The organism is Dactylosporangium sp. CS-047395 (assembly GCF_050942185.1).
GTDB lineage: Bacteria > Actinomycetota > Actinomycetes > Mycobacteriales > Micromonosporaceae > Dactylosporangium.
In genome coordinates this window covers 215,262-231,092 of sequence record NZ_CP192015.1, presented here as the reverse complement: position 1 = coordinate 231,092, position 15,831 = coordinate 215,262, and the positions used below count along the sequence as shown (strand labels likewise).

The window sequence follows — 15,831 nt, the reverse complement described above, 5'->3', positions numbered from 1 at the left end:
ACCCAGGGCGATAGGCAGCGGGCTCACTCGAACCCGACCGGTACGGCGCAGGCTCACCAGGAACCGGTCGCGACGGCAACGGCCCGCCGGACCGATAGGCCTGCGGCTCACCAGCGCTGGAGCCCGCACCGAACACGGACCCCGACCCGGAAACCGGCGCAGATCCCGAGTTAGGCCGCGGCGGCAGCACTTCTCCCGAAAGCGGCCGCGACGGCAACGGCTCAACCGGCGGCAACGGTCGCGAGGGCAACGGCTCAGGCCGCTCCCCCGACCGGTACGCGGAAGGTTCCCCCGCCCCCGGCCGCTGCGGCAACGTCCCACCCGGCCGGAACGTCGGCTGCGCATCCTGCTCGGACCGAGTCGCCTGCGGCTGCCGAGTAGGCAACGGCGGCCCCGAAGCGGCGGGAAGATCCGGCGGCGGCTGCCAAGCGGCGGGAATGACGGCCTCAGCGTGCTCGGTGTACACCTCGCCGAGCCCACGACCCGGATCACGCCGCGGCCAGTACCGCGGATCCCGACCCTCATCCCCAGCACCCGGCCGCGACGGAAGCCCAGACTCCCCACCAGACCGCGAGGGCAGACCCGACTCGCCACCCGGACGCGACGGAAGCCCCGACTCGCCCCCGTTCCGCGACGGGAAGCCCGACTCGCCGCCGTTCCGCGACGGCAGACCCTCGCCCGACCGCGGCGGCAGACCCGGCCCACCCGACGGACGGGACGGCAACCCGGAGTCACCGCCCGGCCGCGCCAGCGGACCGGACTCACCACCGGGGCGCGAGAGCAGCCCAGACTCCCCACCAGGACGCGACGGAAGACCGGCATCGCTCAGCCGCGAAGGACGCGACGGCAACCCAGAATCGCCACCTGGCCACGGCGGCAACCCCTCCGGCGGCCGCGGCGCAAGCCCTTCGACCGGCCGCGGCGGGAAACCCTCAACCGGCCGCGGCGGCAAACCACCATCACCGGGCCGCGCCGAGAAATCACCCGATCGTGGCGGCAGATCCCCGGGCCGCGGCGGAAGGTCGCCAGGCCGGGACGACAGATCCCCGGGCCGCGACGGCAGATCGCCGGGACGGGGAGGCAGATCCCCAGGTCGCGGCGGCAGGTCACCGGGCCGCGACGACAGGCCCGGGTCGATCGGACGGTTGGGCAGCACGCTCGACGGCCGCGACGGCAGCCCAGACGATGGCGGCGTGCCATTCGGCTGCCGCCCGCGGTCGATGCCCGAGAACAGCTCCCGCTCCCCCGGCATGTCCATCGGCTTGCGATCGGCGTCGTCGAAGAGCCCACGCGAGGCCGCACCCGGGAAGGAGGCGCGCCCACGGGCTGCCCCGGCCCCCGAGGTCGGCGCGGGCGAGGTCGGCCCGTTCTCGACCGGCGGCGTGGGCCGAGGCTCCGCCGGCGGCGGAACGGACCGAGCCGCAGCGGCCCCCGGCGGTGTGAAGGGCCGTCCCGCCGAGCGCTCGAAGTTGATGGGCCGGTCCGCCCGAGTCGGCAGGAAGGCACCCGGCGGCGCAACATCCGGCGGCGGTACCTCGCGACGAGGCGGAACCGTCGACGCCGGCGGCGCGGACGCCTGGCCGGCGGCCTTCATGCGCTGCCGCTCGATCGGTGTCGGGGCCGGCTGGTTCAGCAGGCCGCGCTGAGGCACCTGGGCGGTCGCCCGAGTCGGCGACGACGCCTGCTCTATGCGCGCCCGCGCTCCCAGGGTGCGTCCGGGCAGCCGGACGTCACCGCGGCTGATCTGGGTGACGAACCACGACGGGAGGTACCCCTCGATGGGCAGTCCCGGATTGACGGCGAGCCACCACTCGACGTTGGGCCAGATCCCGGCCAGGTCGCGGAAGGGCACCCGCCGATGCGTGCCAGGGTGCCCCGCGAGGCACTCCTGCAGCGCGGACGGCGAAGTGAAGGCCAGCACATGCGTGCGGCCCTCGGTGGTCCACGTGCCCCACCCGCCCTCGTTGCCGGGCGAGCTGTCGGGCGCGATCGGCAGCAGGACGTCTGCGCGCGCCAGGATGCGGAAGTACTGCTCCTGGTCGTTTGCGCGCAGCGCGTCACGCATGGCGACCTCGGCCTCGGTGGCCGGCTCCCACTCGCTCAACGGCCACCCCCTCTTCGGGCTCGGAAACCGCCGCGTCGCCGAAACCTAACCTATATGGCCACGGCAATTCGAGGGGTGCGACGCGGGCAAGCGCTCCGGCCAGCATAGCGATCGAAGCGGGGCGGCTCACAGGCCTGTCTCATTCGCGGCACCCATACGGGCCGTTCGACCTCACAACCGGTCGAGTCAGACGACAGCACCACGCTCGCGGGGCAGCCCCATCGATGCCTGGCCCCCTACCATGACCCCATGCCGCGCCGGTACGGGATGTCTGCTTTGGCGCTTTTGTCAACCCTCGCGGCAATCCTCAATTTCTGCCCGATAGACGGGCTTTCCCTTCCGGCAACCTCGAACTCGGACACATCCGGCAAATCGCGGCGTTTGGCCAGCGCGCGAGCCACCGTGACGCTGGCCACCCTGGGCGCACGGGGGCCGTTCTTCCGAGCACCGTCCGCCTGTCAAAACCAAACCAAACAGCCCGCGTCGGTACCGTCCGGTGCCCCATGGGCGCAGCAACGGTACGACCAAACCCGACTCAACGCCCTGGCCGACGGTCGCGGCGTCGTGGTCGCCGTGATCGACTCCGGCGTCGACGCCCGCAACCCGCAGCTCCAGGGCGCCGTCCAGCCCGGCCCCGACCAACTGGACGGCGGCAATTCGACACTTGACTGCGTCGGCCACGGAACTGGAGTGGCGGGGATCATCGCTGCCCGGCCGTACCAGAACAGTCAATTTCGCGGCCTGGCTCCCGCCGCCACGATCCTCGCCCTGCGCGTGACCGAGCAGATCGAGGGCGACAACGGCACCCTGACCGGCCGCCGCGGCACCCCGGCAGGCCTGGCCACCGCGATCCGCGACGCCGTGGCCCTTCGCGCGAGGGTCATCAACCTCTCCCTGGTCTCGTACGCCGACGAGCCGCAGGTCCGCGCCGCCATCAAGTTCGCGCAGGACAACGACGTCGTGGTCGTGGCCGCCGTGGGCAACGGCGCCGACCAGGGCAACAAGACCCCCTACCCAGCGGCGTACGACGGTGTCATCGGCGTCGGCTCGATCGCCCCGGACGGCCAACGCGTCGCGTCTTCACAACTCGGCCCGTACGTCGACCTCGTCGCCCCCGGCACCCAGATTGTGACGACGGCAACACCAAACGGCTGGACCATGGTCGACGGCACCAGCTTCGCCGCCCCCTTCGTCTCAGCCACGGCCGCCCTGCTCCGCCAGTACCACCCAGAGTTCACCGCCGCCCAGGTCACCGCCCAACTCCTGGCCACAGCCGACGGCGGCCGAGCGGGCGACGGCTACGGCGCCGGCGTCCTGAACCCGTACCGCGCGCTGACCGAACTCACCGGCACCTCGCCAAACCCGCCGTCCCACTCCCTCGCCCAGCCGGCCCAGACCGCGAACAAGTCGTCGGAGGCCGCAGCAACACACACGGCTCTGACCTGGGCCCTAATCGGACTGGCCGTGGTCGTGCTGATCTCGGCCCTGGCCGTGATCGTTCCCAAAGGCCGTCGCCGCAACTGGCGCCCGGGCCTGCGTGAACTCCCACCAGCACCCGAACCCCCGCCGGACCGCTCACTGCCCGCCTTCGACCCACACCGCTGAAGCGACCACTGCCGGAATCCGACCTGACCAAGAGCGATCGCCGCTCGACTACCACCCGGCCCGGGCAGCTTCCATTCGCTCACTGCCCGCCGTCGACCCGCGCCGCTGAAGCGACCACTGCAGGAAGCGGACCTACCAATAACGATCGCCGCTCGACTACCACCCGGCCCGGGCAGCTTCCATTCGCGCATTGGCCGAACGTCGCGGACTTATCCCGAAGCGTCGCCGCCGTAGCCCACACTTCCGGCAAACGGCAGCACGGCGCCCCACCTCCGCCAAAGTCGCTGAACGGAAAACGGCAGCACGGCGCCCCACCTCCGCCAAAGTCGCTGAACGGAAAGGGAACGCCGTGCAATATGCGCCGACCCGGATCAGCCGCCGCGCAATCTGCGCCGACCCGGATCAGCCGCCGCCCGGGAACAGGTGCGTGTTCCGTGCCTCCGTCTCCTGGTACCGCCGCATCGACTCGTCCACGCCGAGCTTGATGTCGCGCAGCATCTGGGCCAGATCGGCGCCCGCGCGCTCCCAGTTCGCCTGGCGCATCGAATACGCGTCCTTGGCGTCGCCCTGCCAATTCGCGGTCAGCCGCCGGCCGAGCTGAGACACCTCGTCGAGCCGGGAGTGCAGCGTGTTGAGGGCCGACTGAATCGACTGACTCGCGTGATCGAGCGCGCCGAAATCAACCACCAGTGTGTACTCCATGAAGCCCTCCTCACCCGCCGAGCGCGGACAGATCGGCGTGCCCGGCGCGCCGCATGGTGCCAGCGGCGTCGGTGTCGGTGGCGTCGTAGTTCCGGCCCGCCGTACGCAGGCCTTCGGACGTCTCCAGCAGATTGCGATTGAGCACGCTCTGGTCGTTCTTGAACGCGAGCTTCACCGACTCGAACGTCCGCCCGCCGACGCCCTGCCAGCCGGCCCGCGTCACTTCCAGCTCCCGCATCAGCGTGTTGAGCATGCCCTGCAGTTCGCCATTGACCTGCTCGAACCGCTGCGCGGCCGAATTGAGCTCAGCCTGCTGAGCCTGCGTTGTCTGCGCCACCGGCGATCACCCCGTTTCCCGTAGTGGACATCAACTCATTCGAATGCTTTTGCACGACCCCGGGACCTCACCGACCGTATCGGCACTCCGCGATCGATCACCAGAGCCAATCCCGCGCTGTGGATAACTTCCGGCATTTCGCCCACCGCCCAGCCGACCGGGCAATCGGCCCGGCGCGACCTCGATGAGGTGCGGATCGATCTAAGATGACCGCCATGGCGGATGGCCGGTCGTTCATCAAGTGGGCCGGCGGCAAGACGCGCTATGCGACCCAGCTCGTCGCGGCCGCCCCACCATTCACCGGCCGGTACTGGGAACCCTTCATGGGCAGCGCCGCCGTCTTCTTCGAACTGCGCCCGACCAAGGCGGTGCTGTCCGACGCCAACCCCGAGCTCGTGGCGTGCTTCCAGGCCGTGGCGACCGATCCCGAGGCCGTGATGGTCCGCTTGGACGCGATGGCGAACACGCCCGAACAATTCGACCGCATCCGCCGCCAGGACCCCACGACGCTGAACCCGATCGAGCGCGCCGCAAGGGTCATCTACCTGAACAAGACCGCATTCCGCGGCCTGTGGCGCGTCAACCGCCGCGGCGGCTTCAACGCCCCTTATGGCGCATACGACCGCCCGTACTATCGCCGCGAAACGCTCCTCGAGGCCTCCCAAGCCCTGGCGGCAGCCGACATCCGCCTGTGCGACTTCGCCGACGCCCTACGCGAGTCGGCCGCAGGCGACTGGGTGTTCCTGGACCCTCCCTACCTGCCCGAGGGCGGGTTCGCCGACTTCAAGCGGTACACGCCCGGCCAGTTCCGCGACGCCGACCACGAACGCCTGGCCGCCGAAATGCACGACGCCTCACGCCGCGGGGTGCTACTGACCATGACCAACAGCGACACCGACGCAACCCGGCAGATCTACACGGGCTTCCACACCACTCGAATGGCAACACGCCGCGACATCAACCTCCGCGCCGCCGAACGAGCAAGCTTCGACCTGGTGCTGACGAACTACTAGAGACCTCGACCAGACAACCGCCTCCCGACAACCGTTCCGCCAACCGACGCGGCACAGCCTGACTGACCACGGCCGAACCCCGCCGACAGCGCGACGACCCGACGCGGCAACCCGCCACCTATCGACACGGCGACGCGACCACGGCCCGCGGTGCCCGACTTCGGTGACCGCTGCGATCCCACGACGGACTAGCCGACGACCGCGGCGGCCGCGCTCGGGTCGAGGGCTGGTCCCGCGGGCAGGAGCGCGACCAGTTCACTCGGCACGGGGGTGGGCTGCTCCCCGCCGTACCCGAGTGCGCCCAACGAGTCGGGCACCGGCACAGTGTGGCGCTTTCCGAGATCCGTCACCAGCGCGACTACACCTGTAGTCGTTCGCACCAGCGCGCCTTTTCCGGGCGGCACCACCACGCGGTCCGCCAGCACCGCCCCCTCCTTTGTCGCTGCGGCGCTCTTCAGGGCGTGCGTGAGGTCGGGGAGCTTGGGGTCGATCGTGAGCGCATCGGCGGTACACACGACATGAGGAGTTGCGTCAATCAACTCCGGCGGCGTCGAGGGCAAGGCACCGTCCCCGCCGGGATCGGGCGCGAACGGCTTGACCGGCCGGTCCTGCACGCGGGCCGCGAACTCGGCCGGGGTGAGCTGCAGGAACGTGTCGCCCGGCTGCAGGCTGCGGGTCTCCGGCGCGGCGAGCAGCAGTTCCGCCTGCAGCGGGGTGAGCGAGGCCAGCCCGTCCGCCGTGACGATGAAGACTTCGGAGCGCTGGCCGGCTGTCACACGGTACAACTGACCGATCTTGCCGTTTTGCACTTTTCTCCCGCGGTCGGGGACCGGCGGCGTGACCAGGTCGGACCCGCTCGGAATCGCGTGGAGCAGGGCCTGCGCGACCTCGACCAGCGGGCGCGCCGACCACACGAGGGCGGGCAGGGCCCCGCCGGGCTGCCGGATGAGGTGCTTGAACCCGTGCCAGACCAGATATGTCTGTCGATCCGGGCCAACGACCAACATCCCTTTCCCTTCCGCGTTGGTACCGCCTGATGGGACCCAACCCACCAGCAAGACCGACCCTTCTGGCGTGGAGCACACCGTCCACGGGCCCTTGAGCAGCGCGGATGCGGGCGGCAGGGACGTCGGGGCGCCCGGAATGCCCAAAGTCTCGCCCCGCGGCGCATCGGACATGGCTGAACGCCCCACGACGACCGTCGGCGCGCCGGCCGAATTGAGAATGAGCAGCGCAGACGCTTGATTCAGGACAGGATGGAGAACCTCGTCGCGATAGACGAATAATGCGCCTGATTCTTTCTCCACAATGATCGCCCGGTCGTTGCGCCATTTGCCAGAACTCCCAGGGCGCAACATCGACAAGGCCGCGCCGCCGGCGACCCCGAGCGCGGCCAGCAGAACGCCGATCAAAGTGGCCCCCGCGACCCGGCGAAATGGCGGCTGAGCAGGGTCAGTCTCCCTCAACACGAGCGCGGAGACGATCCGCTGGACCATGAACTGGTACGACTGCACCTGGTCCTGCCGCGACGCCATCGGCCCCCCAAAATTGTCGTACCGGCGCCATACGATAAGCCCGTCAATTCAATCGTCGGGGGGCGATATGTCGGCGGCAACGCGGATAGTGCTCGCACAAGGAGCGATCGCGATGGCGATCGTGGCGTGGGCGCTGGATCGGGTGTGGTCCTTCGCAGCGGTACCGCTTGCGCTGCTTCTGCTGGCCCTGGCCCTGTCCCGCCGCCGACGACGGCCGCGGGGCCGACGGCTGCCTCCGGGTGCCGGCGGTTGGGAGCTGTTAGCGCTGCTGAGGCCGGGCGCCACGATCTCGGCACTCGACCGCGACGGCGCCGAGATGGGGGTGCTGGAGGACACCGACGGCCTGGCCGCGATCGTGCGGGTCGGCGACGTGTCCGGCTTGCTCAGCAGCGGGTTACCCGCGCTGCCGCCATTGGACGCCCTGCTGCCGGCGCCGGCGCGTGACGTGCCGGAGGTACGCGGGCAACTGCTGGTCAGCGCGGTCACGGCCCCGCCGCCGACACCGACGGCCTCCGCGGCGTCGTACCGGCAGCTCACGGAGGGCCGCGTGCTCGCGCACCAAGAGGTCTTCCTGGCCGTGCGGGCACGGAGGTCGGGCGGCTATCAACGGGCTGTTCTCGAGCAGTCTCTCCAGTTGGCGGTACGGCGAGCGGTACGTGTCCTCACCAAGTCCGGCCTCCCGGCGAAGGCCCTGCCGGCGGACGCGACCGTGACGGCGCTGGTGGAAACGGCTCAGCACGACCCGGCCCATCCGGTGCTCGAGAGCTGGACCGGCTTGACGGTGGGCGGCTTGCACCAGGCGGTGTTCCGATTACGGCGCTGGCCTGAGCAGGGGCCGCTCATGGGCCGGCTGCTGCTGTTGCCGAACACGCTGATGACGCTGTCGTTGATCGTCCAGCCGTACGGTCCCGAGTCGGCTCCCGTTGCCTCGGAGCGGCCGCCTGGGCGACGACGGGACCGCCGGAGGGACCGCGAGCTCGTGGGAGTTGCTTCGCCCGGTGGCCGGCAGGGGCCACCGGTGCACGGCGACGACCCGTCGCGACTCGCCGGGCCGGGGCCGGTCGAGGCCGATTCGGACGCGGGCGGATCGTTGCGCGCCGAATTGGTGGTGCGGCTCGTGTCGCCGCAGGCGGCCACGCTGAACCATGCCATGGTCGCGCTCGAACGACTTGTCGAGAGCCTGGGTGGGGAGGTCGAACGGCTCGACGGAAATCAGCTCGACGGACTCGCCGCGACGCTGCCGCTCGGTGGGGGTGCGGGGCGGGACGACGCGGCGCTGGCCGGGCTGGTGGCCGGTCGTGCCGGGCTCGCGCTCGCCGGTGGGCAGCCGGCGATCGTGACCAGCGCACGGCTGGCGATCGCCGAACCGTCCATCGACGCCGACGGCCTCATGCTCGGCGTCGACCGGCACGGCGACCCGCTGGTCGTGCGCCTGTTCCGAGCCGATCCGACCCGGGCCATGCTCATCGGCCGGCGCCGGTGCGCGCAGCTGCTCGTCTTGCGGGCGCTGGCGGTGGGGGCAGCGGTGGTGGTGCAGTCGGCTCGACCGTACGCGTGGGAGCCCTTCCAGCGGGCCCTCGGCAACTCCGAGGCCCTGACCGTCGTGGCGCCCGGTCGCATCGACGATCCCCCGCCGGCCATGGCGGCGCGGCCGCAGCTACTGGTCGTGGACATCGGCCCCGTTCCGGCCGGATCGACGCCGATCCCGGCGAGTCCCTGGCGGACGGTCCTATTCATGCGCGTGAAGCTGACCCCGGCCGACGTCGACCTCCTGACCGAGGTCGACCTGGCTCTGCTGCAGCCGATGACCCCCGGCGAGGCCTCGCTGGCCGGGGACACGTTCGGCCTCGCGGACACCAGCGTCGCCGGACTGGCGACGATCAGCCCGGAGATGGTCTGCGTGATCGCCGAGGGCAAGGCCCTGCGTTGGGCCCACCTCAAGCCGACGCCGATCGAGCTCCAACTGACGGGAGGTCTCGGCCACTGAACGACGGTTTCCAGACCCCGCGTCGTCCAACACACGCCGACGCACCCCAACGCACCCGACGCAACCCAACGCACCCGACGCACGCGGATCACACGCCGACGCACCCCGAAGCACGCGGATCGCAGGCGTGGTGAGACGTGGGCTGATGCGAGGGCGGAGGCGACCCACGGCACCGCGTGGAGTGGGGCCAACGCGGGCGACACGTGCAGACCGACATGCGGCGAGAGGTGGCAGGGCCGACGCGCGGATAGGGCCCGACGCGCGGCGCGAGGGGACAGGCCAACGCAGTGGACAGTCAAGACGCGCGGTAAGGGGACGACCCGGGGTGACGGAGTGACGCGGGGTGAGACGGGACGACGCGCGGTGAGACGTGGCGACGCACCGACGGGCTGTCTGCGGCACCCGGTGGACGGTCCGTGGGGCGGTGGCCACGGGCGGGCGGTGGTGGTGGATGGGGCTACCCGACGGTATGCAGATGGGCCGGTCGCGCTGGGTGGGGGCGGATCGGGCATCGGCTTGAGAAGGGGTGATAGCGGGGTGTTCCGGGCTGGCCGCGACGTGGCACGATCACCGGCATGGGAATCCTCATCCGGCTCGCTGTGAGTGCGTTCACGGTTTGGCTGGCGACGCTGGTTATCTCCGGGATCACGGTTGAGGGCGACACCGGGCGCAAGGTGCTCACGCTCGTCGCGGTGGCGGTGATCTTCGGTGTTGTCAACGCGGTGTTGCGGCCGATCATCAAGACGATCGGATGCTTCGCGTACCTCTTCACGCTCGGGCTCATCTCGCTCGTCGTCAACGGGGCGCTGCTGCTGCTGACCAGCAAGATTGCCGAGGCGCTCGACCTGCCGTTCCGGGTGGACAAGTTCTGGCCCACGGCGGTGCTCGGGGCGCTGTTCATCGGCGTGGTCAGCTGGCTGCTCAACTTCTTCGTCCCCGACGGCAAGGACCGCAAGCGCAAGCGGGACGACCGCGACTACGACTACGAGCAGCGCCAGCGGCAGCGGCAGGTCCAGCAGCAACAGCAGCAGTACCGCGGCGGCTACCAGCAGGACTACGGCCAGAACTACGGCCGCGGCGAGCAGCAGGGGTACGGCCGCGGCCAGCAAGGCGGCGGCTATGGCCAGCAGGGCGGCAGCTACGGTCAGCAGGGCGGTGGCGGCTACGGCCAGGACGACCAGGGGTACGGCAACGGCGGCAACCAGGGGTACCGCGACTACCGCTGAGGCACACGGCCCACTGAAGGTAGCTCAAGCACCAGCTAAAGCGACCGGCGGGCCGAGCCGGGGAGTCGTGACGAAAGACCATCGCGTGAGGGGCGGACTATTCGTCCGCCCCTTACTCGTGAAGGCATACGGTGTAGTGCGTGGACCCGCTGCGCCGTGGATATCTTTCTGCTCTGACCGCCAACGTGCTGTGGGGGGTCTTCCCGCTGTACTTCCACGCGCTGCGGCCGGCTGGGGCGGTTGAAGTACTGGCGCATCGGGTTGTGTGGTCGCTGTTGACGATGGTGCTCGTGATCGCGGCGATCCGGCACTGGCGGCGGGTCGGCGGGCTGCTCAAGCAGACCAAGCGGATGGCCGGGCTCGCGGCTGCGGCGGTGCTCATCGCGGTCAACTGGGGCGTCTACATCTTCGCGGTGAACACGGATCGGGTGGTCGAAGCATCGCTCGGGTACTTCATCAACCCCCTCTTCGTCATCCTGCTCGGCGTCCTCGTGCTGCGCGAACGGCTCCGGCCGGTGCAGTGGACCGCGCTCGGCATCGGGGCGGTCGCGGTGGTGGTGCTGAGCGTCGACTACGGACACCTCCCGTGGATCGCGCTCACGCTGGCCGCGTCCTTCGGGTGCTACGGGCTGGTCAAGAAGCGGCTCGGGCTCCCCGCGGCCGAGGGGCTGTTGCTGGAGTCGGGCGTGCTGACCCTTCCCGCCCTCGTGTACCTGTTCTGGCTCACCAACCAGCACGAGTCCACCTTCGGCACCGTCTCGACCTGGCACTCGGTGATGCTGGCCGGCAGTGGGCTGCTGACCGCGGTACCGCTGCTGCTGTTCGCCGAGGCCGCCAACCGGGTGCCGCTGTCGGGGCTGGGAATCCTGCAGTACCTGACGCCGACCCTGCAGCTGATCATCGGGGTTGCGATCTTCTCCGAGCCCCTCCCCCCGGCGCGACTGGCCGGGTTCGTGATCGTCTGGCTCGCGCTCGCCCTGTTCAGCTGGGACGCCTTCCGCGTGGCCCGACGGAATCGCGCGGAACGCAACGCGGCGGCCGCCCCGCACGACGAAACCGCCGCCGCGCCCGCCTGAACCCGCAGCGAAGCTGAAAGGCCAAATGGCCACACGGCCACTTAACGAGAACCAAGGAAGCCACGAAGGCCGCGCAGGCGCAAAAGCCACGCGGCCACGCGGCCACGAAGCCACGCGAGCACGAAAGCCACGCGGGCACGAAACCAGGGAAGTAACGCGGGCACGAAGCCGCGAAGCGACGCGGGCACGGCAAGCAAAAGCAAACGCGGCGGCCGCTTCCGAAGAGGAGGCGGCCGCCGCGGCGGTGTGAGTGAGTAGAGCGAGCGATCAGGTCCGCAGCGAAAGCAGCGGCGTCCCGTCCCCCTTGCGGATCTCGATGTGGTCGATGTCGGACTCCTTGAGGTCGCTGTGCGCCGACAGCTCCATCTCATCCCCCGGCCGAGCCGTCCAAGTGTTGACCTCCTGCGCCTGGCCCGACTTCGGCACCACGACCAGGGTGTACGTCCATTTCGCGTACTCGGCGCCCCCGCCCGCCTTGTAGGCGCACTTCATCCGTACCTCGGTCCCGCCGGACTCCGGGGACACGGCCAGCGACGCGGTGATCGGCACCGTCGAGGCCACCTCGCGCATCGACTCCCAGTCCGGCTGCCCGACCCCGGCCGCGCGTACGCCCAGCACGGTGAGCACCCCCAGGCAGGCAGCCACGAGCGCGGTGCCAACGGTCTGCCAGCGCCGATGGCGACGGGCCGTGCGGCGAGCACTCTGCGCCCGATCCAGAACGCGCGGCAACAGCGGGTCGACGGCGCTGCCATTCATGCCAGGAGCAGTCGGCCCAGCCCAGCGCCGGTCGGCCGGCGTAAAAGCCGAAGCAGGAACCGAAGCAGGAGCCGAAGCGGAAGCCGCAGCAGACGTCGAACCAGACGTCGGTGCGACGGTAGGACCAGCCCACCGAGTGCCCGGACTCGAGGAAGAACCCCCAGCCGAGGGATCCGCGGCCAAGGAAGGAGGAGCGTCCGAAGAGTCGTCGTCTGACGCCAGGGCGATCTGCGCGGCGATCTCCGGATCGAGCCGGCCCAGCAGCCCCGGCAGGTCGGAGAACTCCGCCACCTCCGCACGGCACTGCGCACAGTCGGCGAGATGCCGCTCGTATGCCTCGCGCTCGGGCGGCGACAACGCCCCCAGCACGTAGACGGCCGAGTCATGGAGGTGCTCACACCTCATTGCGTCACCCCCAACTCCTCTAGGACGACCTTCAGCGAACGCAGTGCGTAGTATGTGCGCGACTTGACCGTGCCGGCCGGCACCCCCAGTCGTTCCGCCGCCTCCGCGACGGAGCGCCCCTGGTAGAAACACTCCACCAGCACCTCGCGATGCGGGCGGGAGAGCCGGGTCAGCGCCTCCGCGATCACCCAGGACTCCACGGCTCGCTCCGTTTCGTCGACCACCACCGGGGTCTCCGGCATCTGGTCGGTGTACACCTCACCCACCCGCGCCGACCGTCTTCGCCACGCGTCGATGGCGAGATTGCGTGCGGTGGTGAAGAGCCAAGCTCGGACCGAGCCACGGGCCGGGTCGAGCGCCTCCGGGTGTTGCCAGGCTCGCAGCAGGGTTTCCTGTACGAGGTCCTCGGCCCGTTGGCGGTCGCCGCCGGTCAGTCGCAGGGTGTGCGCGAACAGCGCGTCGCCGTGCTCCGCGTGGAGCGCCTTCAGCAGGTCAGCATCGTCTCTACTCACGCTTCGATATGTTTCCGATCCCTTCCACCAGCTTCTACGCACTAATACGCACAGAGGTTCAGGTGGAAAGCAGTTGTCACAGAGGCGACAGTCGCAAAATCGGGCATATACGAAAAATCCGATAAGTCGCGGCGCGCCAGCGCCCGACTTATCGGACAAAAACCACGGCGAGGACGAGGCCGGAAGGAAGCCACGCCGAGGACGAGGGCCAGGAAGAAGCGAAGCCGAGGGCGAGATGCCAGGAAGAACAGCGCTACTCGGCGAGAACCGTGGCGAGATGGTGAGCAGTAGCCAGCAGCCGAGTACGAACCACCTTGGCCGAAGACATCAGCTCCGCCGGCGGCAAAGCACAAGCCAGCACAACCCGCCGATCCTGATCCCGATCGTTGACCACCATCACGGCGGCACAAGCCAGCCCCTGCCGGAACTGCCCGATCTCGATCTGCATCCCGCGCCGCTCCCCCGCGGCGAGGTCCGAGTCCAAGGCCTCCGGCGAAGTCAGCGTCGCCGAGGTGTAGGCCTTCATCCCGTACTCCTTGAGGAACCGCCACCGCTGGTCCGCGCTCATCGTGGCCAGCAGCGCCTTCCCCAGCGCCGTAGCGTGCGCGGCCTCGTCGTAGCCCGGCACGAGATCGTCCATCGGCGGCGTGCGCGGCCCCTCGGCCATCGCGGTCACCGCCACCCGCCCGCCGACGAAGCGGCCGAGGTAATGGGAGTACCCGGTCTCGGCGGCCGCGCGGCGCAGCCGGTCGATGACGGCGCCCGGGCCCCGGAAGGCCAGGACGAGCTCCCGGTAGCGGTCGGCGATCTCCAGGCCGACGACGTAGGTGCCGTTCTCCCTGCGGATCACGTACCCCTCGTAGGCCAGCGTTCGCACCAGGTGGTACGTCGTGGCGACGGTGAAGTCACATCGGCGCGCGATCTGCTTCACGGTCAGACCGCGGGGCGACTGACCGACCGCCTCCAACACTCGTAGGGCCCTCGAAACGCTTCGGATGAGATCCGAGGGTTCGGCTTGTGGATCCCGCACCGCCGCCCTCCCCAGCCGCAGCAGTAACTGGAGTCACACCATATGAAATCGGAGAGGGTGGAGGGAACATTCTGATCATCTATGGCGTGAGGTCGGGGGAAATTCGGGGGTTGCACATAGAGATGAATGCACCATTTTGGACATGGTGATCGTGACGCGCACCCAGCGACACGCCGAGAGGCCCGAGTAAAGGCCCTAAGAGTGGTCCGAGAGCCTGAGTAAGTAAGTGGTTCATTAGTGAGTACTTAGCGGCAAACTGCGCACACGCCACTTCGGGGTGTCATCGCGCGATCGCGACACGTCGTCGGCCCGTGTACTGCGACACCTGGCTTTGAGCAACGTGCACTCAGCGAACATCAACCCGAAAAGGGCAGCCCGGAAACAGGCGCCGGCACATCGACCGGCGCCTAAGGGGGAACAGCCTCAGTTGGTGCGGTCCGCGATGAAGTCGCAGAGCGACTCGAGCGCCCGGCGCGCCGGCACGTCCGGCAGCACCGCCAAGGCGTCCCGGGCCGCATCGCAGTAGCCGCGCACCGTCTCCCGGGCCTGCTTGAGCGCCGCCGAGTCGCGCAGCAGCCCGAGGGCCTCCGCGTGCAGGGCGTCGTCGGTCACCGGGCCGGCGGCCAGGATCTCCCGCAGCCGCACCGAGGCGGCGTCGTCGTCCGGGGAGGCCAGCGCGTAGAGCACCGGCAGTGTCGGCACGCCCTCGCGCAGATCGGTGCCGGGCGTCTTGCCGGACTCCGTCGCGTCGCTGGCGATGTCGATCAGGTCGTCGGAGAGCTGGAAGGCGATGCCGAAGGTCTCGGCGAACGTGGCGAGGGCCTCGACCTGCTCCGGCGGGCACCCGCCGAACATCGCCCCGAACCGGGCGCTGGTGGAGATCAGCGAGCCGGTCTTGTGCTCCAGCACCCGCAGGTAGTGGCGGATGGCGTCCTCGCCGTCCAGCGGGCCGGCCGTCTCGTCGATCTGGCCGTGCACCAGCCGCGAGAACGTGCTCGCCTGGATCTTGACGGCGTCGACGCCCAGCTCGGCGGCCAGGTCGGCGGCGCGCGAGAAGAGGTAGTCGCCCACCAGGATGGCCAGGGCGTTGCCCCAGCGGGAGTTGGCGCTGGGCGCGCCGCGGCGCACCTGGGCCTCGTCCATGACGTCGTCGTGGTACAGGGTGGCCAGGTGGGTCAGCTCGACCACCGCGCCGGCGATGACCACGTCGCGCGAGGTCGGGTCGCCGAACTGCGCGGCCAGGCCCACCAGCAGCGGGCGGACCCGCTTGCCACCCGCGTCGACCAGGTGCCGGGCCGCCTCGGTGACCATCGGGTTGGCGCTGTGCACGGAGTCGATCAGCACCGCCTCGACGTCCCGCAGGATCGCCGACACGTTGCGCTCCAGCTCCGGATCGGCAATTGTCAAGCCGACCGCGGCACTCGACTGCACGGTTCCCGTACTCACCACAGCTCCAACGATGCCATACGAACTTCCGACGCCCGATACAGGGACGTCCCCACGTGGCAAGCCACGGGGGACGTCACCGTCGAGTTTGACTAGC

The 15,831-nt window shown here is 69.9% G+C and carries 11 protein-coding genes and 3 pseudogenes; 5 read left to right on the top strand and 9 right to left on the bottom strand.

The window, feature by feature from the left end:
- Positions 1 to 1,834 precede the first annotated feature (1,834 nt).
- Positions 1,835 to 2,065: pseudogene (locus ACQP00_RS01080) on the bottom strand (SseB family protein); the annotation flags it as partial.
- Positions 2,066 to 2,353: 288 nt separating this feature from the next.
- Here ACQP00_RS01080 and mycP point away from each other — a divergent pair.
- Complete coding sequence (gene mycP / locus ACQP00_RS01075; RefSeq protein ID WP_433212977.1) at positions 2,354 to 3,709, top strand: type VII secretion-associated serine protease mycosin; 1,356 nt, start codon at positions 2,354 to 2,356, stop codon at positions 3,707 to 3,709.
- 402 nt (positions 3,710 to 4,111) lie between these two features.
- On the opposite strand, the gene ACQP00_RS01070 is transcribed toward mycP, so the two are convergent.
- Together ACQP00_RS01070 and ACQP00_RS01065 are read right to left on the bottom strand one after the other, a co-directional pair.
- A complete protein-coding gene (locus ACQP00_RS01070) occupies positions 4,112 to 4,411 on the bottom strand; it encodes a WXG100 family type VII secretion target (RefSeq protein WP_433212974.1) in 300 nt (99 codons plus the stop codon).
- A 10-nt stretch (positions 4,412 to 4,421) separates the two neighbouring features.
- Entirely contained in the window at positions 4,422 to 4,748 is a 327-nt protein-coding gene (locus ACQP00_RS01065) for a WXG100 family type VII secretion target (RefSeq protein ID WP_433212971.1), read from the bottom strand.
- Positions 4,749 to 4,954: 206 nt separating this feature from the next.
- Here ACQP00_RS01065 and ACQP00_RS01060 point away from each other — a divergent pair, with 206 nt between their 5' ends.
- Complete coding sequence (locus ACQP00_RS01060; protein WP_433212968.1) at positions 4,955 to 5,761, top strand: DNA adenine methylase; 807 nt, start codon at positions 4,955 to 4,957, stop codon at positions 5,759 to 5,761.
- A gap of 188 nt (positions 5,762 to 5,949) precedes the next feature.
- Here the strand turns inward: ACQP00_RS01060 and eccB are convergent, their stop codons facing one another.
- Positions 5,950 to 7,296, bottom strand: a complete 1,347-nt coding sequence (gene eccB / locus ACQP00_RS01055) for a type VII secretion protein EccB (protein WP_433212965.1) — start codon at positions 7,294 to 7,296, stop codon at positions 5,950 to 5,952.
- Between eccB and ACQP00_RS01050 the strand changes: the two genes are divergently transcribed.
- From ACQP00_RS01050 to rarD, 3 genes and pseudogenes are all read left to right on the top strand, one after another.
- The gene (locus ACQP00_RS01050) at positions 7,256 to 9,283 is read left to right on the top strand and encodes a hypothetical protein (RefSeq protein ID WP_433212962.1); all 2,028 of its coding nucleotides are present in this window, start codon (positions 7,256 to 7,258) and stop codon (positions 9,281 to 9,283) included. The genes eccB and ACQP00_RS01050 overlap by 41 nt on opposite strands.
- 575 nt (positions 9,284 to 9,858) lie before the next feature.
- A pseudogene (locus ACQP00_RS01045) lies at positions 9,859 to 10,206 on the top strand (phage holin family protein); the annotation flags it as partial.
- 443 nt (positions 10,207 to 10,649) lie between these two features.
- Positions 10,650 to 11,585 carry an EamA family transporter RarD gene (gene rarD, locus ACQP00_RS01040; RefSeq protein WP_433212959.1) on the top strand — a complete coding sequence of 312 codons (936 nt, stop codon included), beginning with the start codon at positions 10,650 to 10,652 and terminating at the stop codon, positions 11,583 to 11,585.
- Between the two features lie 267 nt (positions 11,586 to 11,852).
- On the opposite strand, the gene ACQP00_RS01035 is transcribed toward rarD, so the two are convergent.
- The 5 genes and pseudogenes from ACQP00_RS01035 to ACQP00_RS01015 all read right to left on the bottom strand — a co-directional run bounded on the left by ACQP00_RS01035 (position 11,853) and on the right by ACQP00_RS01015 (position 15,734).
- Entirely contained in the window at positions 11,853 to 12,230 is a 378-nt protein-coding gene (locus tag ACQP00_RS01035; RefSeq protein WP_433224382.1) for a hypothetical protein, read from the bottom strand.
- Between the two features lie 441 nt (positions 12,231 to 12,671).
- Positions 12,672 to 12,746 (bottom strand): annotated as a pseudogene (locus ACQP00_RS01030) (hypothetical protein); the annotation flags it as partial.
- Positions 12,743 to 13,237, bottom strand: coding sequence for a sigma-70 family RNA polymerase sigma factor (locus ACQP00_RS01025; RefSeq protein WP_433223612.1), 495 nt, complete (start codon positions 13,235 to 13,237; stop codon positions 12,743 to 12,745). The pseudogene ACQP00_RS01030 and the gene ACQP00_RS01025, both read right to left, overlap by 4 nt.
- Before the next feature lie 274 nt (positions 13,238 to 13,511).
- Entirely contained in the window at positions 13,512 to 14,288 is a 777-nt protein-coding gene (locus tag ACQP00_RS01020) for an IclR family transcriptional regulator (protein WP_433054748.1), read from the bottom strand.
- 423 nt (positions 14,289 to 14,711) lie between these two features.
- Positions 14,712 to 15,734 carry a polyprenyl synthetase family protein gene (locus ACQP00_RS01015; RefSeq protein WP_433212956.1) on the bottom strand — a complete coding sequence of 341 codons (1,023 nt, stop codon included), beginning with the start codon at positions 15,732 to 15,734 and terminating at the stop codon, positions 14,712 to 14,714.
- Positions 15,735 to 15,831: the final 97 nt, after the last annotated feature.